The organism is Ruegeria sp. SATB045 (genome assembly GCF_059613525.1).
The window spans coordinates 1-23,501 of record NZ_JBXWSR010000010.1 but is presented as its reverse complement, the minus strand read 5'-3'; the positions used below and the strand labels follow the sequence as shown (position 1 = coordinate 23,501).

The window sequence follows — 23,501 nt, the reverse complement described above, 5'->3', positions numbered from 1 at the left end:
TGTCAGAATGCGTCCTTGGGGACATCATAAGAGATGCGTTCGAACGTCTGCGACACGACAAACTGAAAACCATTGGTTTTGCCTTCCTCATCCCGCGGGACAAAAGGTCCAATAATGCGCCGTTGGTTGGGATTCAGGAAATACTGGTTGTTGTAGTAGTCCCCGGTCGGAAAATTGAGGTGGAACAGATACGTCCCCGGTGAGCTTTCGACACCGTGGACCTTGACCGCGCCAGTAATCGATTGGCACGATTTGCCATCAACCTGCAGTTCAAATTCTCGCAGCACAAAAAGGTCTTCTAGGGCTTTTCCGTGTTCGTGTTCCTGGATCAGTTGGTCAAGGCTCCCAAGGTCTTCCTGCCGGTAGTGCATGACCTTCCCGGGCTCTTTCCAGTCGATGGTCAGGATGCTTGGTCCAGTGTACAGGTATTCACCCTTGTTATCGTAGACGATCGAATGACCGGTCCACATCCCGATCATAATGTCGAAAGGGCGGGCATAGTCAAAAGTGGTAGGGCTGATCATATCTTAAATCCTATTTGGTTGCGGTCAAAACTGTATCACATGCGGGTTCAGGTCGTTCTCTTGCGTCCGCTCAGCAAGCCAACCCTGCTCTACGGGAACGTCATAAGGCCGTCCGGGGCCGAACCGCGCCCAGAAGTGGCGCAAGCCCGGTGCAACGACCCGCACAACGGGGAAATTCACGTCCGGTCGGGTCTGATCCAGTACCAGAACGTCGATGTTCTTTGCTTTCAGACGTGAGAGGCAGGTCTGGATATCCTCAAGCACGTCGTCAGCTGCGAGGCTGTGCGTGCTGTCCACCGCAAGCATGGGCTGCGTTTCGTCGGGCACAAGGTAGCGCGCCTCATGCAGCCGTGTTGTGCGCCACCAATCTATTGCATCCGAATTGCCAAGATAGCTTTGCTGCATGGTTGTGCCACACGTTTTAGGAACGGCTTCAAGGGATTGGTTTATTTCCGTCAAAGCTCGCGACAGGGCAACCTCTGGGTCGAGGTGACAACCAAAGCCGTAGATGATGTCTTCTTCTTGTTTGTCTGTTCGGGCCGAGATCGCTGCGAATGTTGGGATGCCGATATCGCTTGTAACGTCTATCACCGTGAGGGTTCGATGCAGTTGGGCATAGTGCGCAGACAGGTCACGACCGTAAGAGTCGCGCGCAGCGGCCAGGTCGACGCCTGGCCGGTTCAGCCGGTTGTACCACCAGATCGCGACAGCGTCGCGTTCGATCAGCTCCAATAGCCCCTGCAGAATAGCTTCTTCCAGTGTTCCGCCGGCGGCACAGCCGTTAGAGTCGGCGCGGCCGAAACTTGGGCCGGGTCCTCGATAGCCAAAATAGCACATGGAGGTCGGCAGATGGCGTATGCGCGCTTCTCCCAATGACCAGAGCGGTGTCCATTCGATTTGTGCCTCAGGGTCGAAAGGTTCAGGCACCCAATAGGCCTTGTGCGTCTTGCGATTAAGCTCGGCCCGATCCGCAAACTGCTGGGCGCTATAGCCCTGACACGCGTTTGGCAGGATCGCCGTGTCTAGGTCCCGGTACCGGGCAAGATGCCGAGGTTCCGAGCCGTCGAACACTCCGCAGTACCGTTCCAATGACTCAGCTATCGCGCTGATGCGAGCCTGTTCGGGGTTGCGCCCCTTGCCGCCAGACCGTCGCCGCAGACCCTCGCGCAGGAAGAACTTGCTGTCGTGCAAATCCGAGAAGTTGTGATCGGCGGAATAAGTCGGTGTGATCCACTCGGGGCTGCCGTCTGGCCCGCTGCGGATACCTGGTTCCAGCGCGCCGACAATACCGGTGATCGGACTGACATGCCTGTCCAGAGCAGCCTGAATATCGGCGGGGCGGCGCGATCTGTGCCCGCCATCTGTTCCTTGCAGCTTGGGGCGGGATCGCAGAACCGGTCTATCGGGTGTCGTTCGCGTCTGTGCGGGATCGCCACATACAGGGCATTGAGGGCGACGCGTCAGAACATGGGTCTTTCGTTGCATTGACAGATGATCTGTACAGATCACTCGGTCGGCCAACATCGCTGGTCGGCCAGTTCCGATCCAGCGCGCTACTTCCGTCGCGATTTCGGCCAAGGCTGCAAATTTTGATGCGGCAAGACTACCTTGCGGGGCCAGCCGCGCTTTGTCCAAGCCACTTAAACGACCAATGTGGGTATCGACCCTCCGGTGCCACCGAAGGCGCTGCGTCAAACATTCAAGACATGCGGTTTCGCCCGGAACAAACGCCGGGCCCAGCCAACTTTCCATTCCGCCAGGGCTAACCAGTATCCATGGTCTTTGTTCTGCGACGGCCTTTTTGTTCCACTCGGCCAAGTCCCGGTTTAGGTAATCGTCTGCAACAACGACACTCAGTTCACCGCGATCCGCGACACAAAGCCCGTTCCTTTCAAGCAACATGCGCAGATCTTCGGCAGTTCCATCGTCGCAGATTACATCGACCGTCGCGTTTGCTAGACGTTCCGCCGCTTGCGACGGCAATGCCCCAGCGCATTCCCAGAAGGCTCGCTGCTCGCGGGGGATGGGGGCCGTATCTTCGGCTAGAAAGCCGCGCTGTTTCAGAATGTCCAACGCTGAGAATATGTCGGCACTGACATAGCGCCGGCACAGTTGGTCAAATATGTCGTCAACCAGAAAAGACCCGTCCAGCAATGGTGCCAGATCCGAGAAAATTGGGCTGGTCAGGCAAACATGGCCCTTGTGGCTGAAAAGGTACAAGCCCTCTTCCGGGACAACGATCGCCTCTAGGCTTGATTTAAACCGCGGTGCCGCAATGGCACTGGCATACATTGGGGCCCATGCCCTTAGCAGCACGCCGGTGGAGCGACTGCGGTGTTATGCTCATGCAAATCATCGTCATGCACACCGTCTGGCCGGTCGCCGACGTTTACGATCTGAGTGAAGGTTTTGCCGATCTCTTCGCCATACGCCTTGACCGCTGAGGTCGGATCCTGCTCTAGCAGCGTCCGGAACTCTGGGTCTTTCCAAGCCTTGGCGTGCATTTTGCCCCAGTCTTCATTTGTTGGTGCTGTCATGGAACATCCCTCCCTATTTTAGGTCGCCTTCTGCCAATCTGCATTAGGCCTTAGCGTTTTGTTAACCTTTTCACAGGCTAAGGAGTCGATCAAGGTGCGAGTTGGGTTTCTGTTGTCTTGTTCACAACCGGTTCATCTACATGTCTAAATTCAGGTTTGGTTTCTGCTTAGAACTTCAAACTGACCTTCTGTCCCAGCTATCGGGCGAAGGCTGTATTTTTGTGCAATTACTTGAATTATAACGGCCATCTGCAAAAGTGACTGAGCGGCCGCGACGCAAACTCTTGGACCTGCCCCGAAAGGAATATAAGCTTTGGCTGAGTTGGGCTTTACGCGGCCCGCGGCAAAGCGGCCGGGTTGAAACTGGGATGGCTGAGCAAAGTAACGAGGATCCCGATGCAGCAACTCCGGGCTGATCCAAACCCCAATACCTTCAGGCAGTTGATAGTCGTGCAGCGTAAAGCTTTTGGCGATTTCTCGGTAGAGAATAGGCGCAGGGGGCGACAGGCGCATCGACTCGCGAAGGATTGCCACCGTATCGCTTGCGCCAAGGGTCGCAACGTTCAGACGTTTCTCTTCATCAACAGCCGTCGCCTCGGCATGCAGCCCTTCATGCAACTTGTGGCTGGCGACATCGCGCCAAAACTGGGTCAGGGCGAATGGAATCGTGAGATGCCCGGCAAACAGCATCTGAACAATCTCGCCAATAACATCTTGCCTAGACAGAGTTTCAGGCGCGTTGCGCTGGGCCGCAACCAATGCCGACAGAATGTCACCGCGATCGACAAACTCGTCAAACCGCGCATGGATAAGGGCAACCACATTGTCCATGCGCGCGGGCGCACGAGGACGCGTCATCTGCAGTGCTCCAGTGACATGTCTCAGGGTTGCGGTGAAATCCTCGCCATAGGCTTCTTGCATGGTCACAAGTCCACTGCGCCTGTGGTCCGTACCAAAGCCCTGAACGTCGGCATCCAACACGCTGCGCATTGCGAGGCGACTGATCAACAACCGAACCTCGTGGGGCAGGTCAATCTGTTCACCGCCTTTCCAGCGCGCTATGGTTTCATGTGCAAGCTCAGCTACCAAAGCCAGTCGAGGTGCGCGCAGACTGCTGCGAAACAACGGCAGCAAAACCTGTCGTCGAGCCCGCCAAGTCTCGGGGTCATTCAGTGTTGTCAGGCCGTCGCCCCAATAGCCTGTATTCGAATCTCGCAAAAAGTCGGGCTTACGCAGGTCGGCCTCGTGAAATCGAAGCAACGCTCGCACCATATCGGCGTCGTGCACAAAGACGATCAGGCCAGCACCCAGGTCAAATTGCGACACGCTACCGAAGGTGTCGAACAGGTATTCCAGAAACGTCAGCGGGCTGCGTTGGAAGAACTGTGCGTTCAGACGCGCGTGTTGAGCCCCAACCGGGCCGGGCGGCAAAGTCACGGCGATAGCCTGGCAGGAGGAATATGATGGAGCGACCGACTATCTGGGCCTATGGGCTGGCGCCTGATGTTCTGCTGGAAACGATAGCGGGGGAAACGAGGCTCAATAGTCCGATGGGGTCGATCAACCTGACAGACGATGCCCATGTGACGCTTGCCCAGAAGCTTGCGCTGGGCTTTATGAGTGAAACAGACCTCACGAATTTCGTATCCGGAAACCCGGAGGCAGAGGATGTCTGTGCATCGTTTTTGTTTCGTCTGGATCAACGCGGGTTTCTCTGTCGGTTCGTTATGCAGGATGACAAGCCTATCGCGGTTTGTGTTCCGCAACGCTCCCCTGTCTCGGGCCTTCCGAATTTCACGCCTAAAAACAGTCTCAGGCTGTCTCGTGAAACACTGTTGTCTCCGCAAAAGCAAGGGTTGCAGGCGCGGGTACCAGGAAGCTGGGCTTCGATGCAACTTTTGGACGCCAAACTGTCACCGCTGATTTTCGAGCTCTCTGCCGGATCAGATTCCGCAAATGCAGCAAACTGTGTGCCCGAGATTGAGCAGGAAGTTTTCGAAGCTGTTATCTGCCTGTTCGCTTGGTGCGGTTTGCTGGAGTGCGACGAAAAACCCGCTGCGCCGGTTCACGAAACCCTATTTGTCGAGCGCACCCGCCTAGGGTTCACCCGCGCGCATATTGGCAAAACCGGAGCAGCGCAGCGCCCAACCCAAGCCCCGGGCAATGACCCGGAAATAGTCCTGCCGAAACATGATGTAGACGCCCTTGCCGCAGGTGATCCTCCGTTCGCCGTGGTGTCCCGCAATCGCCAGAGCCGCCGTGAACAAGGGCGCACACCAATTGCGAAGGATCAATTGAGCGAGTTGTTGTTCCGGTGTTTCCATCCGTTGGGTCAACACCATTCTTATCCGAGCGGAGGCGGCCTTTACGCGTTGACCGCGTATCTTTTGGTCAATCGTTGCGAAGGTCTAGAAGCCGGTCTGTACGTCTATGACAGTGCTGAGCATGGCCTTAACATGATCGCAGAAGTTAACGCCCTGTTGTGTAGCATGCTGAAGGACGCCGCCGCGTCGGCAAACCGCTCTGAACATACGCAAGTTCTGCTACTGCTCTCTGCGGATATGACTGCCGTCCGAGCGGCCTATGGCGATTTGGCCTACGCGTTGGTGTTGAAAGAGGTTGGCGCGGTTTATCAGAACATCCAACTTGTGGGTACGGCGATGAAACTGGCGACCTGTCCTCTGGGAACGGCAAACTCGGTCGCGTTCGCGGCTGTTAGCGGCCGTGACCTACACAATATGCCTTTGGTTGGGGAAATGATGATTGGATCAATCGACTAAGCGGCCGACGACCCCCGCAAAATTTGGCTGGCCACGTCTGTTTCAAACCACCTATCAGTTCCTTTAACCGAAACAATACTGATGAGCCGATACAATCGATGTGGCCCGCCCCTTTGAAAAAACGGTTTGCGCAATGAAATTATCCAGTGAAACACCGGCACTGCTGCGTGTCAGAAAATTTGACCCTTAGGGGCCACTGGCGCTGCCAGAAGAGCACATGCAGTTGTGTTACATGTTCCGGCTGATTGAGAACACTCGAGGCGCTGTACCCCTTCCGTTAGCTGAAGAGATTTACGGTCTGGGCGTTGCGGTGAGAGCACGGCAGGCTCTCCGATAATGCCCTATAACTAACAAGCTCATTCCAAAACAATTCAACTGCGGCAGATGTGTTCTGCGACTTGCGCGCCGCACAGATGTTCCAAGTCAAATTCTGTTTCGTCGACACGGGTCTGACAGTCTTTGTGCGGATCAGTTCCGCGAACGAGTCCGGCATCCCTCCCACCACGAAGTCAGGCTCCGCCAACAGCCCGGTCAGGAGGTTGTAGTCGTCGCATTCGATATGCGGCTGTGAATTGACCTTATCGACGGCCTCAACACCGCCACCAAGTGCCTTCGTCAAGGCAGCTTTCCAGTGTTTATGCAGATGCGGTGACGCAAAGGGAAAGTCGAAAATACCTGCCATGGTTTGCGGACCGCGCTGGTGAATCTCATGGTCTCGATGAGCGACGAATTGGATAGTTTGCTTCTCCATCACCATGATCTCGACGTCTTCGGCTTCGGGTGTGTAAGTCAGATCGCCGAGGAACACGTCGAATTCGCCCGCCTGCAATAAGTCTAGTGGACGCGCGTAGGCACTTACCAGAATTCGGAAACGCAGGTCAGGTATCGCCCGTCGCACGACGCGTAAGACAGGCAGGATCAAAGTTCTTGTGGTGAGCGGCCCGCACCCAATTAGCAAAGTGCCCGGCCCGGATTCACGCAATCCAGCCACGCGAGTTGCATAGCGGTTCAAATCTTCACGGAGCGCCTGCGCAATTGGCAGAAATTCTTGCCCCGCGCGTGTCAATGTGCTGCTGTTGCGGCTGCGATGGAACAAAACAAGGCCCGTTTGATCCTCAGCCTGCCCGACATAGCGGGACAAGGACGCGTTCGAGACACCCATCACACGAGCCGCATTTTGAAAGCTGCCGGTTTCCGCTAATACCAGAAAGGCGGTCAATGCGTTTTCGTTCATCGTGCGGCCAATTTCATTTCAAGTTTCGTGTTTTAGATTTCACAATATGAAATCATGGTAAAGCTCTGTTGCGACAAGAAAGTCTCAATCGCTATCCCTGATGGACCCTTCGATACTTCCACCATCGAGATCTTTTTCTAAGTCCACAGAGGTAACAATGTTCGCTCTTCGATCTATTGCGGTATCCGCCACGCTGGCCACGGCGACGGTTTGTGCCCTGCCGGTATTGGCCGAAACCGACCAGCCCAATATTCTTGTCATCATGGCCGATGATGTCGGCTGGGCCAGTCTTGGCAGCTATCATCAGGGTGTGAAAAGCATCCAAACCCCCAATCTTGATCAACTGGCCGCCGACGGTATGCGTCTGACGGATTACTACGCGCAGCCAAGCTGCACTGCCGGGCGATCCGCCTTCATCACCGGACAGTTGCCGGTACGTACCGGAATGCACACGGTCGGCCTGCCCGGAGACCCTGAAAAAGGTCTGAGCGAGGATGATCCAACCCTGGCCAATATGCTGAAGTCTCTGGGCTATGCGACCGGGCAATTTGGCAAGAACCACCTGGGAGATATGAATAAATTCTTGCCGACGGTGAAAGGTTTCGATGAATATTGGGGCTGGCTCTATCATCTGAACGCGATGGAATACACATCCGATCCAGACTGGCCTAAGGACCAGAACTTCAACGATACATTTGGCCCTCGGAACATCATTCATGCCTATGCCACGGATACAGTCGATGAAACGGTAGATCCGCGTTGGGGTTTGGTTGGCAAACAACGCATCATCGACGATGGCCCAGCCCCGCCCGAGCGGCAAAAGACGCTGGACGACGAAGTGACAGCCCACACGCTGGACTTCATCAACCGCGCAGTCGACAGCGAAACGCCGTTCTTTGTCTGGATGGCCCCGGCGCGCGCGCACGTCTGGACGCATCTGAGCCCCGAATACGAGGCCATGCTGGGTGACGGGCGCGGCCTGCAGGACGTCGTGATGAAAGAGCTGGACGACAACGTGGGCAAAGTCATGGCGCGACTGGAAGAATTGGGGGTCTCGGACAACACTATTGTTGTCTTTACGTCTGACAACGGACCGGAAACCATGACCTGGCCGGACGGTGGAACAACGCCGTTCCATGGCGAAAAGGGCACTACCTGGGAAGGCGGCTTCCGCGTCCCCGCCATCATTCGCTGGCCCGGTAAAGTTCCTGCCGGAACTGTGAGCAACGGTATTTTTGCCGGTCTTGACTGGATGCCCACCCTTGTTGCCGCTGCTGGCGGGCCCGATGATCTGACCGGTTCATTGCTGGAGGGTTACGAGGGCTATCAGGTGCACCTGGATGGGTACAACCAACTGTCGTTCCTAACTGGTGAGGGGGAGAGTAACCGGGAAGAGATCATCTACTATGAGGGCCCCGATCTGCAAGCCGTGCGCCATGGCGATTGGAAAGCACATTTTACGATCCAGACCGAAGGTTGGGCAGGGCCAAAAAAGGAGCTGAACGCCCCTTTGCTGTTCAACCTGCGTCGCGATCCCTACGAAAAAGCGGCCGAAGAGTCGGGGATGTATACACGGTGGATGGGCAACAAAATGTGGGCCTTTGGTCCTGCTGCCAAAATCGTCCAAAACCACCTATCTACGTTCAAGGACTATCCTCCGCGGGGTTCGGACATAACCAAACAGTCTCACGTTGAAGAACAGATTTCGACCGAAGGCGGGATGTCACAGTAGAAATCAATTCTCGGGAGGCACCAGTCGTTGTCTCCCGATCCTTAATAGAACTCGCGGGAAACACCTGCTGACGGAGGTCCGCTTCCTCGATAACATCTTTGTCGAGCGGCTCCGGTGGTCGTTGAAATACGAATGCGTCTACCTGCACGTCTGGTAGACCGGATCAGATGCAAAAGCGGGCGTTGAGAAATGGATCGAGTTTTGCAACCAAAAGCGTCATCATTCCGCTCTTGGCGGTAAGCCACCAGCCGTGGTCTATTGGCTGCGAAAAGAAAAAACAAACCGATCAGCAGGAGCAAAAAAGTAGCTTAATCTACGCCGCAGACTGTCCAATAATTGGGGAGAAGCTCACTGTTGTGCGATGCGGTAAGCAAGAATTTGTGTGCACAATGTGTGTCAAGTCTCGGACGAAAGCCCGAGGAGCATGTCGGCAGAGCGGTCCGCAGCAACTAGAAAGACTAGCTGACGGACACAATTAGCTCTGCCCTCCAGTCGCGCCTACAAGGTTTTCTTATAGAATTCAGTGTAGTCAGCATCGAACACGGGTTTCTCAACTGGTAGATTCAAAGCCGCGCGCAATTTGTTGGCAATATGGCGTCGCGACCAGTTGACGGCAGCAAGTCCCGAGCCATGATCGCTTTCAAGCTCCTCAATCAGAGTTGCAACTTGATGGTACAAGTCATCCTGCGGCGTATCAAACGCTAGCGCGGTTGCCGGGACAGCTGCGGTTACGGTCATTCCGGACCCCGCTGCCAAAAGGGTGCGGCGGTTTATTGAAAGACGGTCGTGAGAGTTTGTCATAGAAAAAGTCCTGAAATTGTGAAAAAGCCCGACCGCGTAGCGCACGCCGGGCCAGGTGTCGTTACAGGTCTGCAACATCGCCGAGATTGATCCCCAACGCGTCCGCGATGCCCTGCGCATAGGCCGGATCGGCCCTATGACAGTTACGGATGTGACGGTGCTTGATCTCGATACGAGCCGGAGCGATGGCTCGCGCTGTGTTGTCAAACAGCTGTTGTTTCTGATCTGCAGTCATCAATTGAAACAAGGCACGGGGTTGCGAGTAGTAGTCTTCATCCTCGCGATGGTTCCAGTGATCGGCCTGACCCTCAAGCGACAAGGGCGGTTCGGAAAAATCGGGCTGTTCTTGCCACTCTTCGAACATGTTCGGTTCATAACCCAGAGTAGACCCATAGTTGCCGTCGACTCGCATCGCGCCATCGCGGTGATAAGAATGGAAAGGACAACGCGGCGCGTTGACCGGAATTTGCGAATGGTTCACGCCCAGCCGGTAGCGAGCTGCGTCACCATAGGAAAACAGCCTCCCGTGCAACATTTTATCCGGTGAGAAACCGATGCCTGGTACTACGCTGGAAGGCGCGAACGAGGCCTGCTCAACCTCCGCATAATAGTTTTCGGGGTTCCGGTTCAGCTCGAACTCACCAACTTCGATGAGAGGATAGTCCGCCTTGGGCCAGATTTTGGTCAGATCGAACGGGTTGATGTGATAGCTGCCCGCTTCTTTCTCGGGTATGATTTGCACAAACATCGTCCACTTCGGAAAACTGCCCTGCTCGATGTTGTCATACAAGTCACGCTGGTGGCTTTCACGGTCTGCAGCGACGATTTCAGCGGCATCGGCATCGGTCAGGTTCTTAATCCCTTGCGCGCTTTTGAAGTGGAACTTGACCCAGAAGCGTTCGTTGTCTGCATTGATCAGGCTGAATGTGTGGCTACCAAAACCGTCCATGTGCCGATAGGTTGCGGGTAGGCCACGATCCGACATCACAATGGTGACCTGATGCAGGGCTTCAGGTAGGTTAGTCCAAAAATCCCAGTTGTTGTCTGCACTACGCATGTTTGTGCGCGGGTCTCGTTTGACCGCGTGGTTAAGGTCGGGAAATTTCAGCGGATCGCGCAAAAAGAAGACCGGGGTGTTGTTGCCGACGAGATCCCAATTGCCTTCGTCAGTATAGAATTTCATGGCAAAGCCACGAATGTCTCGCTCAGCATCTGCCGCTCCGCGCTCACCCGCTACGGTTGAAAATCGAACGAACATCTCTGTCTTTTTTCCGATTTTGGAAAAGATGTTGGCGCGAGTGAATTTAGTGATGTCATGGGTTACCTTGAACGTTCCGTACGCTCCGGAACCTTTGGCGTGCATGCGGCGTTCCGGAATCACTTCGCGGTCAAAATGTGCCATTTTTTCAAGAAACCATACATCCTGCAGCAGCGCGGGGCCGCGACGACCTGCTGTCATGATGTTTTGGTTGTCAGGGACCGGGGCCCCGAATGCGGTGGTTAACTTAGGTTTCTTAGCCATTCACTTTCTCCTCTATTTGTGCGTCGAAGCTATCGTTAGGGGAAATTTTGTGAACCGGGCTAATTTCAACTTATGGTCGCATTTTAAACACGTGTTAGGGATCAAATTGTGTAAAAATATTTTTGAATAAAAGTCCAAAATGTAGCTTACTTACAGGCCGACGAAGGGGACTGTTGCATTAATCTATTTGGTCTGGATTTGCGCGGGCGAGCGTCGATGAACTACGCGCTTCGAATAGCTTTGCGATGAACTGGAGCTCTCCAAGAATGCCTGATTGTTTGTGACGAATGTGGCCTTGTTTGAGGGTCTCTAGGCCGCTCAGGGTGGCTTTGGCCGTTCGCAAAGAGCGAAAGCTTTGGCGGAATCCAAACAGTCTTTTCATGGCGGCATGATCACTCTCGATCAGTTGTTTCGCCACTTTCGGTCGATGTGCCGAATGCTGTCAAAATGCGGATCATAACGATGATTGATTTCGCGAACGACACGCCGATACTTTCCACCTTGGTGTGGACAAAGCCGCGTGAGGCTGTCCTGACGCTTTGGATGGTTATGATTTCAGCGGGACAAACGTTCCCATGTTAAGCGAGTCATCTGTTTCGTCTGCCGTTCACACACCTACGATCGGAGCTGACCTGACGGGTTGCGATGCTAGCAAAGGCCCTGAGAAGGGCACCGTTCCCTCAAGGGCAACTGGAGCTTACACGGCGGGGTCTTCCGGGCTTCTGGTAGCGGCAATGTCCGCGCAGCCCGAGAGAACCAGCGTGTCACATACTTGTCATATTTGTGCGATAGCCAAAAACTGAAAAAGAGAAAACACAGGAGGCTCCGATGACCTCTCTCAATATTCAGCTATGGGAGCTGATTAAGACGCACAAGATGCCTGATGATGCTGCAGGCAAACCGTTCATTGAACAACTGATGGACGAATACCGCATCTCTCTCGATACCGCCAAAGTAGCGATCGCCGAATATCAAAAATTCATGTATCTTTGTGCTACACGGCACGAGCGTAATGTGCCCTCGAAGGCGGTGGATTTGGTGTGGCATTTGCATATGCAGCACAGTCGCGACTATTGGGATGTCTTTTGCAAGAAGCTGGGCAAGCCCGTGCACCACAATCCTGGTAGCCTGGGCGCGCAACATCTGGATGACTACAAGGCCACCGTCAAAGCCTATTCGGCCCTGTTCGGAGCGCCCCCAAAAGGGATCTGGAGACAAAAAGGCAGGCTTGGAACTTTTCTGATGTTGATCTTCTTGGCGGCGTTCATTGGCATCGGCGGTAGCTCCATCGTGCAAAGTGACAATCTACTATTTGGAGTTCTTTGGCTGACTGTACCGGTCGTTTGTTTTGTGATCGCCCTCAACAGCCTGACGTCGACAAGTGAACTCACGCTGATATTTGAAAGCGGCGACCCGTTTGCCGACGACGATGCAGGTGATTGTGGTTCGGGCGATGGGGGTGGTTGCGGCGATTGAGCCGTAAGTCGTGCATGCTGGTTACGGTTGCTCAGGGTCGTAGCACGCTCAAAGAATGACAAACTCGCCCTTGATCGGTTTAGCCAAAAACCCCAATCCGATCCGCGAGGCCGCAAATCATGCGCAGAACGACCAGCGCAAGATTGACAAAAAACCTCAAATATCAAACCTGCAACGATGCGATCCCAGCCAATTGATACAGCCGGGCCGATAGAGGGTGATGAAAATCGTGTGCCAGGTGCGACACGCCGCGTCAGCCTGAAAATGGAAGAAACACGCAGATTTATGGAAGAACTATGGAGGATTTTCCAGTTAGGTTTTGGTGGAGCCTAGGGGAAACGCCGCCGAACACCTAATGCACTGATAGTAAACACTATTGCAGTGCGTTGGTTTGCAGTGTGTCTCACCTTAGTGTCACACTCCAATATGCACAACCTCTTCCGCCAAGCTGTGCAAATCAAAGCGTGCAAACCTCTTTACTGCCCTGCTTGGTCTACTGTTCAGACCTACTGCTTTTCCATTTTGAAGTGTTGCGAACGATGTGTAGCGGTTGTGTGCAGGTCTGCTCGCCAACAACCTTAATCACGCCGTACCAAGCCGTATCAAAGCCACTTCGCCATCTGCAGCGAGATTGGTCTTTTTGATTTCAATCAGTTATATTCGAATGTGATCACTTGGATTTTTGGGGGTACAGGTGAACAGTTCTATTTCTGATGAGGCGATGGCGAGGCTCCCATTCTGGGTAACACCTCCGGGGGAGACAGACGGGTTTCTGATCGTTGTCGGATTGGTTCTAGTGATAGTGCTGCTGGGTTTTGGTGCACTCTACTTCACCGTACAGGCCATCCCAGACCGCATGGCAGCAGGTGCTCATAAGGTCCAAATGCAGTTGGTCGGTGTGCTTGGGTTGATCTCTCTCTTCACCCTGAACAACGCTTTCTGGATCGCGGCTATTTTGATTGCCGCCGTGCCGTTGCATGAAATCTTTCCACTCAAGACCGAAGTAGACGTCTCGGAGAGCGACGATGCTTGAGTTGGTCTTCTCTGCACTGATCACAATCGTCCCGGACTATCTGTATCGCCGCTACAAGCAAGGCAAGCGTTGGGGGCACGAAATAACCCTGTTCAATGTCTGGTATGAATTGCGGTGGGGTTTGACCGCCTGTGCAATATTGGCTGTGACGCTGATCACGGTGATCTTCTATTTCCACCCCTCAACGCGGAATGTCTCTGCGGCGTTTCGCACAATTACCATTCTGTCGGATCGCGTGGGGCGGGTCGCGGAAGTCTACGTTGCCAATAATGAAGACGTTTTAGCTGGCGAGGCCATTTTCCGACTGGACACCACACGGCAGGAGGCAGCAGCGCAAACTGCTCAGCGTCGTATCGAAGAGATTGAGGCGGCCTTGGGCCTGACCGCAACGGAAGTCGCGAGCGCCACCGCTCGGGTGGAGGCGACGGAAGCTGACCTTGCACAGGCTACGAGCGATTTGGAGCGACGTCTGGAGCTGGCGGAACGAAACAACTCCGTTGTTAGTGAGCAGGAACTGGAACGCTTGCAAACAGCGGTGTCCGGCGCGGAAAGTCAGCGTGCTGCCGCTACGGCCACGCTGGATGGTGCCAAATTGCGCCAAACCACTCTTCTACCTGCCCAGCTTGAAACTGCACGTGCGGTTTTGAGCGAGTCGGAGAACGAGATATCAAAATCCACTGTGTTTGCCGAGGTGGATGGGACCGTAACTCAGTTCCTCCTTAAGCCGGGCGATATCGTTAACCCAATTCTACGCCCTGCCGGGATTTTAGTGCCTGAGGTCACGGGGCAGGGGCGTTTTATCGCGGCTTTTGGTCAGATTTCTGCCAGTGTACTAAAGCCGGGTATGCTGGTGGAAATTACCTGCGCGTCTAAACCGTTGACCATCGTCCCGATGGTTGTGGATGACGTGCAAGGGGCGATTGCTGCGGGGCAGTTCCGACCGGGTGATGCGCTGCTGGATCAGCAGGATCGAGCGCGACCCGGTACAGTTACAGCGTTCCTAGCACCTATTTTTCCAGAGCATCTTGATAGCATCCCGCCCGGTAGTGCGTGCGTTGGCGTTGCTTATACGAGCCGAGCAAAGGAAATCGACGCTGGTGAGATCACAGGCCTGTCCGCCTTCATTGCAAGAATTGTGGATGGCATGGGTATAGCAAATGCAATTGTCTTGCGTGCGCAAGCCATCCTGCTTCCGGTGAAGACATTGGTATTCAACTAGGCCCCAACCGGCAGAGAGGTAGAGTTTCGCTATGGGTTGCGACGCCAGCTACATTTGCACGTTTCTATCGGTTTTCTTTTACGACCTAATCTACCTGTCACCCATAATTGTGTTTTTATTGGTTCTGGTTAGCACACTGGGGATATCGATTGGCAAGATCGAAGGCTGGTCAACTGGATCGAGCCTCTACCACGCGTTAATAAACGCTACCACGGTAGGTTACGGCGACATTAAACCTGAGAAACCTGCGAGCCGGGCTTTGGCCGTTATCAACGCATTTGTTGGGCTGATCTTTGTCGGAATTATTGTCGGTATAGGCGTCCATGCCGTCGAGACCGCGATGACAGCTGAGTTCTAATTTTGCAGGCTGAACTAGTGGGTTGAGATTGCGCATCCGCACATTGCCGCTGGCGCAAGGTAGCGAGTGTACTGTCGGTAAACTGGGCCTACAGTCTTCTACTGGTGCGGAAGGTTGCGGCTGGCCTGAATTTGCTGAACATCGTCGGGCCAAGTGGAGCGTATGTAGGCCAGCACGTCCCATATGTCTTCGTCAGTCATGGTGCTTTCAAAGCCGGGCATGCCACTGTTAAAGTCTTTGATACCGCGTGCTGCCAATGCGTCTGCCCCACCTAGTTTAGTATACTCGAACAGTAGCTGGTTATCATGGTGCCATGTGTGCCCTGTCACGTCATGTGGTGGACCAGGTAACACTCCGTCATCGTCGGGTGTCTGCCAGTTGGGTTGGCCTTCCAGATTAGCTCCATGGCATGAGGCACAGTGCTCCGCGTAGAGTTCCTGCCCACTAGCTTGGTCTCTATCTAACAACTCATGATCTGCAGCGACGCTAGTTCCAATACTGCATATTGCGAGTGCGCAAAGGTGTTTGTTCATCTCTACCTACCTTAACTCGGAAGCGTTAGTACGCTCGTGAGTGTTGCCGTTGTCGCCAGAACCGCTAATACGACTATTGTCTCAACCTCGATAGATCGGGCGAGGTGACGCGCTGCCTTTGCTTCTCCACTTTGCATGGCGGGAACAAATCGAAGCTTGTTGGCAGCGGCGAGGATCAACAACAGCCCTGCAAGGAACACTTTGAACAACAGTGCCTGCCCGTAGCCAGTGAACAAGAGCCCTTGGAGATTGCCCACAAGTAGCCAAGCCATCCATAGGCCAACACCGATCAAGGCCGGTACAACCAATGCGGCAGTTTGCCCAAACCTATGACCTAGTTCAGCAGCATCCGTGAGGTGTTCAGGCATGAGTGCCATACTCCGTAGCGGGCTAAAGATGCCCGCCCAGAAGGCTACACAAAGCAGGTGCAACAGGAGTAAGATTTGGACGCCAACACTCTCGAGTTCGGGTACGTGCCCGATCTGTGCAAAGGACCACAAAGCCGCTGTGCCACCCAACAGTGCGATCCATTGACCAAAGCGAGGAACAGACAGCCCCACAAGGATCATCACTGCGCCGATAAGGCGGTAGACAAGGGCGTCGCCCACGGATGTCTGCCAAAGCAGACCAAGCATCTCTGGATCGACCATGCCGTCAACTCCGCCTGTTAAGGAGGCTCCACGAAGCATGAAACCAACAACCGTTGCGGTGAGAGCGAGCCACCCTAAGGCCCTAGCTTGGCGCTTTATCCCGAGGTTTATCGGTGCGACAACGCCGGAATAGAGGCAACTAACAATTACAAGCCCGGTGGACCCCGCAAAGCCGATGTAGAGCCCCAGCTTTGCGAGGATCGTGGCAATACCCCAAATATCTGGCATGCTCATTCCACGGTAAAGGAAAACTCGCCCTGCATCGCATGGCCGTCTTCACCTAAACCACGCCATTCGATGACATAGGTGCCCGTTCCATTGCTCGGCAGTGGGATCGTGAACTCTTGACCAAAACTTGTCTGGTCGCCCAAATCTAGGCTTACGGTCGAGTGTTCTTCATGGGCCAGCTCTATCCGTGTCAGCCGGATGTCCTTAGAGAAGTTGAGGCCAATTTCAGCGGGCACAGTGGTTATTGTGGCTCCGTCGGCAGGGGTTGTTTCTTCGACCTTGGAATGCGCCAGCACGCCGCTGGGAAGAGCAACCATGAGTGCGAGCGTTATGATCTTTTTCACGGTCCAGTCCTCAATTTATCCCGTTGGCACGTTGAATTTCACGAATGTACGCGATCACCGGATAGGTTCGCAGTTTCCGCAGCAAACTGAGACTGGTTCGAATTGGTCTGACAGCACCCGCAATACGTCCGTCAGACAATGGCCCGGAGATCATCACTCTGCTCCTCTAAGTATTGTACAGTCTTACCTCGAAGAACGTCATAGGAAATGACGATGCTGCAAAGCGCAGCGAAGAAACACCACACCGAAGGTAGAACAAACAATTCATAACCGAAGAGCGTGACCAAAAACGACGCTGTAAGCGCTAGGCCAAACTTGAAAGCGGTGGGGTTCGATGAGGCTGCTAGCGCAGTACATGCAGTAAAGAAGTAAATGTATTGGATGTTTGGGATAAGGGTCATACCTTGTAGGTACAAAATATGCCCTCCCCATTCATCGCTAGAGGTGGGAAGTACGGGGTGATTGATTGCGTTCAACATAAGGTAAGTTCCCACAGCCAAACCACCAATGATAAGTCCACCGAATAAGTGTTTACGCCACTTTCGCTTTTCGATCAGAAAACCTGCAGTTGGGCCAGCAACAGGCCAATAGAAAAACGCGAAAAAAATGAAGCCATAGTTTACTATCGTTAAAAGTCTCAAAGACAATTGGTCGGATATCCCGAGCCAGACCAAACCCTCAAGACTTTGTTGTAAACCGAAAACTAACGGAAAAGATGACAGGAATATTAGGCCACGCCCCAACTTCTGTCTGCATGCAGAAATCATGGTAGCTGCACCAGCAACGGACAATATTCCCCCCGCGACAAAACTTGCCGTAGCTGAAAAGCACATCTTTAACTCCATTCAGTACATATATCTTTAGCCAGCATCATATGTCGGTGATTGTAGCAGCCAAGCTTTTCATCTCACTATAGGCACACAAGGTCGGCTTTTAGCGGCCTTTTGACTTTGCAGATTACGAATTTGGTATTCCGGAAACAGCGGCAGCATTGGGAATGTCGGTTCAAACCCTGCAATCCGGGTTGCGAAATGCGGGCACAAACCTGTCGGATACTCGGCAGGAAAGGGATTGCACTCTCCAGTTCCTGAACTATCAGGGTCATGCCCGAACGTTCCATATGCTTTGCTATTGTGTCGCCGCACACTGCAAGACGCCGTGCCAGAGTACCAGCCTCTTTAGGGTATCTAGTACGCAACGACACCCGAAGGGTCCTACGTGTGGTGCTTGGTCTAGTGCGGGGTTTTGGAGTTGTGTCGGGCAGTGGCCAACGAAAGTAGTAGATGCCGTGTCGGGACAGTGAGAGATACGCATGCAGCTTCATTTTGTGTCACACCTGTGTGTCACACCACTCTAATGCTTGCTATCTAGTTGTTCTGTTAGGTTTTGGTGGAGCCTAGGGGATGCGATCCTGAGGTGATAGGTTTCAATAAAATCAGTGACTTAAATGTAAGGGAGTTCCTGCGCTGTAACAACCCACTGTAACACTTTTTCAGTTGTTGGCAGAGACGCAAGGTGCGATTTGCATCCTAAGGAAATCCGCAGTTGGTTACTCTACCACGCAGGTAGATGGCCGCAGAGCGGACGTTGCATTTTGTCCGCACAAGCACTGCAAGCGTAAGTCTATCACTTTTAAAACTCAGCGCATTCAAACGTGTTTTTGATAATCTTGCGATACAATCGGATTTGACGAGGCAGGACCGCAGTCAGAACTTACCAAACCTGCCAATGGCGGGCAACAATCTCCTTCACCGGAAGAAACTATTGCCGTGCTCACTGACGCGAAAACGCAGGGGCTTTTGGGCTGTGGCGGCGCGGTGCTTGACCGATTGGCGGCGCAGTACGCGATTGGGAGCCTCGCGTTCAATGTTGCGCTTACAGCTACACGTGACGCGCTGGTCGAAAGCGGCATTGCCCAGCGCGTACTTGATGCAGTTGGCGCGTTGTTCTTGCCCGGCGACGTGATTGAACTCTGCGCCATTGGCGCAGATGGCAGTGTTGTGGTGCTCTGTGAAAAGCTGGGCTCTGCCGACGGCGAAACGGCTATTCTCGATTTCATCACGGCGCAATTCGGGTATCGCAACCTCTATCTTGGCGTCTGTCCGCGTAAAGAACACATGGTCGGTGAACGCCGCCGGGCCAAGGCGCAGGACGTCGCTTGCCGCCGTCACTTGGTGGCGGACTTTGATTTTAAAGACGCCCCGGACGTGGACCCGAACTGGACGCAGACCGTGGCTGCGCTGAGCGCGCTGCACCCGGACCTTACCGTCCACAGTGGCAACGGCTTCCAAATTTGGTTTCGAGTGCAGGAGCAACGGAACAGCGCGCTGCAATCGTCGTCAATCGGTCCACTGGCTGATGCGCTTGCCGTGCTTGGGTCGGACCCGGTAGCGGACCCAGCCCGCATCATGCGGCTGCCCTACACCCTTAACATTCCCAACGAGCGCAAACGGCAGCGGGGGGCGGTGTTGCGCCTTGCACTGCCCGTAGAACAATCCGCCAAGCAACAGGAACTTGCTGCATGATGTATGCACCGGCACCCACCCCCGAAGAACTCCGAAACACTCTTGTCGGAGTTGCCGCCCAGCTTGGATTGCCCGGACGCAAAGGCACGCCCACGTCCGCAGGGGCAACGCCCAGCGCGGACACAGTGCCGGACAAGGTGGCTTTTCTTGAGCCGTTCAAGATGCTGATGGAAGGGTTGCCGAACACTGACCGCATTGGCCGGGACGAACAAGTGGCAGTCGCCCACGCCGTGCGCGGCGCAGTGGAAGGAACCGGCTTTGAAGCAGAAGGGCGCGACCTGTTTCTTGAATGGTCTGCTCGCTGGGCTTGGGGCGGCGACGCGGCGCACGACGCGCTGCTTTACGCTACGATCCGTGATACACGCACTGGCTGGACATGGCTGCGCGGCTTTGCCGGACGATTGGACCAAGCGCTGGGCGAACGTGTGGCCCATGCTGACGCTATGGCCGTTTTTGGTGCAACCCCAGTCAATTCGGCAGATGTGGACGCGCTTGCCGCTCAGGTATCGACCGGAAGTGCAATTGCACGCGCTTTGGCGGGGTTCACGCTTGCTCCAGTGCTGGCACCTGCACCTGGCCAAATCCCACCCCGTCGCTGGCTGTACGGCAAAAGCGTAATCGCTGGGTTTGTATCGGTATTGGTTGCCCCCGGCGGCACCGGGAAAAGCGCCCTTACGACAGCTGAAACGTTGGCTATGGCGACGGAAAAAACACTGTTCAATGATGACAATCCAACCCGTCCGTTGAAGGTGTGGAGCCACAACGCAGAGGACCCGCAGGACGAACAGTTGCGCCGACTGGCTGCGGCTCAAGCGCACTACGGGATTACAGACACAGACATTGGCGAGCGGCTGTTCATGACGTCTGGACGTGATCTGAACCTGTGTCTGGCGCGAATGGGCCGTGATGGGCCGGAAGTCGTGTCGGGTGTGGTGGACGCGTTGGTAAGCATGATGCTGGACGCGAAAGTAGACCTACTGGTTTTGGACCCTCTGGGTGCAATCCACAGCCTGCCAGAGAACGACAACACGGCGGTCAACACGCTGATGGGCGCTCTGCGCCAAGTCGCGGACCGCACCGGCGCGGCAATCGTTCTGGTTCACCACGTCGGCAAAGCAGCGGGCGCAGATATGAGCGCATCGGGCGCAAGTGCCGCACGCGGTGCGTCTGCTATCGTAGACGGCGCACGCGTTGTCCGTCAGTTGGTCCGCATGTCAGAAAAAGAGGCCCGCCAGTTTGGCGTTGCTGACGATGAACGCCACCAATTCGTGCGCGTGGAAAACGGCAAAGCCAACCTCGCGCCTGCCGCGAAAGCGCGCTGGCGGCGTTTGGTCTCGGTCAAGCTGCACAACGGAACACCTGAGTATCCGGCAGGGGACACTGTTGCGGTAGTAGAAGATTGGACACCGCCCGGTCCGACGGTCGGGACACCCAGCGACCTTCACCGCGTCCAAGCGGCCATTGACAGCAGCCCGGCCGCACCCCGCGCGAATTCCCAAGCGCGTAATTGGGTTGGGTGGCTGGTTGCCGAAGTCCTAGGGATTGACGCAGGGGGCTACGGGACGAAAGCCGCCGACCGAACCCCGGAACAGGCACGGGGCTACCAAGTCGTTTCGGACATGATCGAAGGTTGGCTGGCTGACGGCGGTTTGCGTCGTGAAACTGAACGCGACCGGGAAAAGGGGCGGAACATGGAAGTGATCTGCTCAGGCACCCCAGCCGTTTTGAACGAAACGCAATGTGCCGGGGGCGACGACAAATGACACAGCCCGTCCCCTGCCAGTCTCATTTCCTACGCGCGCACAGACCTGTCGCCGTGCATCTGGCAGGGGGCTTCCCCCACCTCCCCCACCTTGGGTGGGGTTCCGTGGGGAAGCTGGGAAAAACCGTAGCTGGGCAGGGGGTGTGCCCTCTAAAAAGGGGCACCCCCCACCCCACTTGGTTTCCTAAGGGGGCGGTGGTGGTGGGGAAAGTAAAACGCCTTGTTTTCTTGGGTTTCGTCCCCCTGCCGGAAGTGGGGGAAATTGGGGTTTCCGTGCCCGGAGCGGGCCGTGTCGAAGCGAGGAAAATTACATGATCTGACCATCATCCTAGCTGAACGAAAAGGTCGTTCGGGCAGGGGAATGCAGCGATAAGCGTGCGGGTAACGCTGCCCCGCAGGAGCGATAAATCAGAAAGTGCGCGCGTAGCGCACCCTCAGACGACGTTCCGGTCTGTGGAAGTGGAAACGAGATACGAAAAGGGACAAGATATGTCTCAGACCCCCGCAGCGTCTAGCGCACGAAATAAGCAGGCCCGTTCCTGCGAACTCCTAACTTACTGCGGCGAGTTGCCGTGTGAAATTCCCGCCAAAACAAAAGCACCGGCCAACTATGCTTGGTTGTCCCCCCAACTTGCTCAAAAAATCGACTTTGGCGCCGAACGAAACTGGTTGGAGAAAAACACAAAATTTGCCGCCCACTTGCTTCGCCTGCCCGTGCGATGGCGCGGCTTCATCGCAGATTGCCATGTGGCTGTCTTTCGCGTCGCTGACCCCAAGAAAAAGGGTAAGTGGCGTGTAGGAGTTGTGGAGTTTGACAAAGGCGAACCCGCGTCTTTTCACCCCACTGCTATCGGCTGGCCAGATAAAAAAGGTATGAAAAGCGCCCGCTGGGTGAACGCCTGCGCTTTGGACTTGCTTTGGTGCGAAGCTGAAATCCATCCGCAAGTCGGCGTTCTCTTGAAAAAGATGGTGATCCCCGAACGCTGCACACTGACCGAAGAACTCAGCGTTGACTTCGCCTAGTTGAGTTTCACCCAGCCGACGCACAGCGGCGCAGTCAGCGCCGCTGGCACTCTTGCTAAATCTGCGCCCCCGCAGCAACCAACGCCAGCCAGCGTTTGCACACCTCTGCGTCCGTAGGTCGGGCCAGATAGTCCCGTAGCGTCCGAAGCACCGCCAATTGTTTCGCTTGATCTGTGATCCCCGCCATTATGGGTTCCAACAGACCAGCGTTTTCCCGATAGACCTGAGCCAGCACGGCAAGTTCATCCTCACTGGCGGGTTGCGTCCGGGGACGGCCAGCACGTCCGAAGCCTTTCCCGCGCCGGGCCTTCGGGGCCTTGGGTTTGTCCGGCGCGGTGCGCTTTGAAGGTGGACAATCTCGCCCATGATCCACTTTCCACGTCCGGGGCGTAGCATCGGGTTTTGAGTCACGTCCGCGAACCTCTGCCGGACGTGGGCCAGCCGCAGAAACGCGACGGGGCAAGGCTTGGGTCAGCGCGTTGCGCCAAGCCGTCCCGTTCTGCCGGTCGATTTGTGTCCGCCGGTACCGCCACCGAAGCCAGTCAACCGCCGCTGGCGGCAACGTCGCTGCGTCCAGATCGCCCAGCGCGTCGCGAAATGCGTATTCGTGTTCGCCCAGGTCAATCGTGCTACCTGGCAACCACGGGTTTTTCTTCCACTGATCACCTAGCCGATTGGCAGCGCGGCGGGCTTCGGCGCGGTTCCATTCCTCGGCAGACACGCTGCCCGTTTCAAACCGGCGTTTCTGGCGCACACGGTAGGCCCTCGCGGCGTGAGGTCCGCAATGGCTAAGGCACCGGCCCTGCTTGCTTTCCTTGATTGCGGGGTTGGGGCAAGCGGCCCCTGTTTTCAGTCGCGCGCCGCAAGTTCGCGCTCCGGGGCTACCCATTCGGTAGGGCTCGCCTCGTTCGTGAAACAGGCTTTCGTGTTCTTGCGATGCAAATTTCATGGCTGATGACGATTACTGCTATGCCGCTCATGGGATGTGTTGTTTTATTACAAAACTGACGCCATGGCACTAAAATACTTGTAATATTTGGCGGTGCAGTTGATCCAAACGAACTCTTGAAGATGGAAGCTTCATCGTTGTCCGCTTTGTGCTGTATTGCGGTCGCTAGCAAAACTTAGGCGAACTTCTGCATCGAGCCGATTGTGTTGAAAAACTCTGCTTGAACTGGGCTTTCACCGCTGATTCACTTCTCCCGAGGCGAGGGAGAGCT

21 protein-coding genes and 1 pseudogene are annotated in these 23,501 nt (G+C 55.1%); 9 read left to right on the top strand and 13 right to left on the bottom strand.

The window, feature by feature from the left end; genetic code table 11:
- Positions 1-2: 2 nt before the first annotated feature.
- The 4 genes from AC2FNR_RS01670 to AC2FNR_RS01655 all read right to left on the bottom strand — a co-directional run bounded on the left by AC2FNR_RS01670 (position 3) and on the right by AC2FNR_RS01655 (position 4,498).
- The gene (locus tag AC2FNR_RS01670; protein ID WP_496847747.1) at positions 3-524 is read right to left on the bottom strand and encodes a hypothetical protein; all 522 of its coding nucleotides are present in this window, start codon (positions 522-524) and stop codon (positions 3-5) included.
- Between the two features lie 24 nt (positions 525-548).
- On the bottom strand, positions 549-2,816 hold the full coding sequence (locus AC2FNR_RS01665) for a TOMM precursor leader peptide-binding protein (RefSeq protein WP_496847746.1): 2,268 nt from the start codon (positions 2,814-2,816) through the stop codon (positions 549-551).
- A 14-nt stretch (positions 2,817-2,830) separates the two neighbouring features.
- Complete coding sequence (locus AC2FNR_RS01660; RefSeq protein WP_170754847.1) at positions 2,831-3,061, bottom strand: hypothetical protein; 231 nt, start codon at positions 3,059-3,061, stop codon at positions 2,831-2,833.
- Between the two features lie 150 nt (positions 3,062-3,211).
- Positions 3,212-4,498 (bottom strand): cytochrome P450, encoded by a 1,287-nt coding sequence (locus AC2FNR_RS01655; RefSeq protein WP_496847745.1) that lies wholly within the window; start codon positions 4,496-4,498, stop codon positions 3,212-3,214.
- Between the two features lie 26 nt (positions 4,499-4,524).
- Between AC2FNR_RS01655 and AC2FNR_RS01650 the strand changes: the two genes are divergently transcribed.
- A complete protein-coding gene (locus AC2FNR_RS01650) occupies positions 4,525-5,841 on the top strand; it encodes a SagB family peptide dehydrogenase (RefSeq protein WP_496847744.1) in 1,317 nt (438 codons plus the stop codon).
- Between the two features lie 277 nt (positions 5,842-6,118).
- On the opposite strand, the gene AC2FNR_RS01645 is transcribed toward AC2FNR_RS01650, so the two are convergent.
- Complete coding sequence (locus AC2FNR_RS01645) at positions 6,119-7,075, bottom strand: LysR family transcriptional regulator (protein ID WP_496847743.1); 957 nt, start codon at positions 7,073-7,075, stop codon at positions 6,119-6,121.
- Between the two features lie 157 nt (positions 7,076-7,232).
- Here AC2FNR_RS01645 and AC2FNR_RS01640 point away from each other — a divergent pair, with 157 nt between their 5' ends.
- Positions 7,233-8,807: an arylsulfatase gene (locus tag AC2FNR_RS01640; protein ID WP_496847742.1), complete on the top strand. Its 1,575-nt coding sequence runs from the start codon at positions 7,233-7,235 to the stop codon at positions 8,805-8,807.
- Positions 8,808-9,305: 498 nt separating this feature from the next.
- Here the strand turns inward: AC2FNR_RS01640 and AC2FNR_RS01635 are convergent, their stop codons facing one another.
- From AC2FNR_RS01635 to AC2FNR_RS01625, 3 genes and pseudogenes are all read right to left on the bottom strand, one after another.
- Complete coding sequence (locus tag AC2FNR_RS01635; RefSeq protein WP_496847741.1) at positions 9,306-9,545, bottom strand: hypothetical protein; 240 nt, start codon at positions 9,543-9,545, stop codon at positions 9,306-9,308.
- Between the two features lie 124 nt (positions 9,546-9,669).
- Positions 9,670-11,130 (bottom strand): catalase, encoded by a 1,461-nt coding sequence (locus tag AC2FNR_RS01630; protein WP_496847740.1) that lies wholly within the window; start codon positions 11,128-11,130, stop codon positions 9,670-9,672.
- 178 nt (positions 11,131-11,308) lie between these two features.
- Positions 11,309-11,625, bottom strand: a pseudogene (locus AC2FNR_RS01625) (DDE-type integrase/transposase/recombinase); the annotation flags it as partial.
- A 333-nt stretch (positions 11,626-11,958) separates the two neighbouring features.
- On the opposite strand from AC2FNR_RS01625, the gene AC2FNR_RS01620 reads away from it, so the two are divergent.
- The 4 genes from AC2FNR_RS01620 (at position 11,959) to AC2FNR_RS01605 (ending at position 15,216) form a co-directional block, all read left to right on the top strand.
- Positions 11,959-12,606 carry a glycine-rich domain-containing protein gene (locus AC2FNR_RS01620; RefSeq protein ID WP_496847739.1) on the top strand — a complete coding sequence of 216 codons (648 nt, stop codon included), beginning with the start codon at positions 11,959-11,961 and terminating at the stop codon, positions 12,604-12,606.
- Positions 12,607-13,300: 694 nt separating this feature from the next.
- On the top strand, positions 13,301-13,639 hold the full coding sequence (locus AC2FNR_RS01615) for a hypothetical protein (RefSeq protein WP_170356634.1): 339 nt from the start codon (positions 13,301-13,303) through the stop codon (positions 13,637-13,639).
- Positions 13,632-14,858, top strand: a complete 1,227-nt coding sequence (locus tag AC2FNR_RS01610) for an HlyD family secretion protein (protein WP_496847738.1) — start codon at positions 13,632-13,634, stop codon at positions 14,856-14,858. The genes AC2FNR_RS01615 and AC2FNR_RS01610 overlap by 8 nt, the downstream gene beginning before the upstream one ends.
- Positions 14,859-14,889: 31 nt before the next feature.
- Complete coding sequence (locus AC2FNR_RS01605; RefSeq protein ID WP_496847737.1) at positions 14,890-15,216, top strand: potassium channel family protein; 327 nt, start codon at positions 14,890-14,892, stop codon at positions 15,214-15,216.
- 98 nt (positions 15,217-15,314) lie between these two features.
- Here AC2FNR_RS01605 and AC2FNR_RS01600 read toward each other — a convergent pair whose 3' ends face one another.
- The 4 genes from AC2FNR_RS01600 to AC2FNR_RS01585 form a co-directional block, all read right to left on the bottom strand.
- The gene (locus tag AC2FNR_RS01600) at positions 15,315-15,749 is read right to left on the bottom strand and encodes a c-type cytochrome (protein WP_496847736.1); all 435 of its coding nucleotides are present in this window, start codon (positions 15,747-15,749) and stop codon (positions 15,315-15,317) included.
- An 11-nt stretch (positions 15,750-15,760) separates the two neighbouring features.
- On the bottom strand, positions 15,761-16,627 hold the full coding sequence (locus tag AC2FNR_RS01595; RefSeq protein ID WP_496847735.1) for a CopD family protein: 867 nt from the start codon (positions 16,625-16,627) through the stop codon (positions 15,761-15,763).
- 2 nt (positions 16,628-16,629) lie between these two features.
- Entirely contained in the window at positions 16,630-16,971 is a 342-nt protein-coding gene (locus tag AC2FNR_RS01590) for a copper resistance CopC family protein (RefSeq protein ID WP_496847734.1), read from the bottom strand.
- A gap of 131 nt (positions 16,972-17,102) precedes the next feature.
- Positions 17,103-17,816: a DUF6629 family protein gene (locus AC2FNR_RS01585; RefSeq protein WP_496847733.1), complete on the bottom strand. Its 714-nt coding sequence runs from the start codon at positions 17,814-17,816 to the stop codon at positions 17,103-17,105.
- 924 nt (positions 17,817-18,740) lie between these two features.
- Between AC2FNR_RS01585 and AC2FNR_RS01580 the strand changes: the two genes are divergently transcribed.
- The 3 genes from AC2FNR_RS01580 to AC2FNR_RS01570 all read left to right on the top strand — a co-directional run bounded on the left by AC2FNR_RS01580 (position 18,741) and on the right by AC2FNR_RS01570 (position 22,281).
- Entirely contained in the window at positions 18,741-19,496 is a 756-nt protein-coding gene (locus AC2FNR_RS01580; RefSeq protein WP_496847732.1) for a hypothetical protein, read from the top strand.
- Positions 19,493-21,259: an AAA family ATPase gene (locus AC2FNR_RS01575; protein WP_496847731.1), complete on the top strand. Its 1,767-nt coding sequence runs from the start codon at positions 19,493-19,495 to the stop codon at positions 21,257-21,259. The genes AC2FNR_RS01580 and AC2FNR_RS01575 overlap by 4 nt, the downstream gene beginning before the upstream one ends.
- Before the next feature lie 452 nt (positions 21,260-21,711).
- Positions 21,712-22,281: a hypothetical protein gene (locus tag AC2FNR_RS01570; protein WP_496847730.1), complete on the top strand. Its 570-nt coding sequence runs from the start codon at positions 21,712-21,714 to the stop codon at positions 22,279-22,281.
- Positions 22,282-22,336: 55 nt separating this feature from the next.
- On the opposite strand, the gene AC2FNR_RS01565 is transcribed toward AC2FNR_RS01570, so the two are convergent.
- Complete coding sequence (locus AC2FNR_RS01565; protein ID WP_496847729.1) at positions 22,337-23,035, bottom strand: hypothetical protein; 699 nt, start codon at positions 23,033-23,035, stop codon at positions 22,337-22,339.
- Positions 23,036-23,501: the final 466 nt, after the last annotated feature.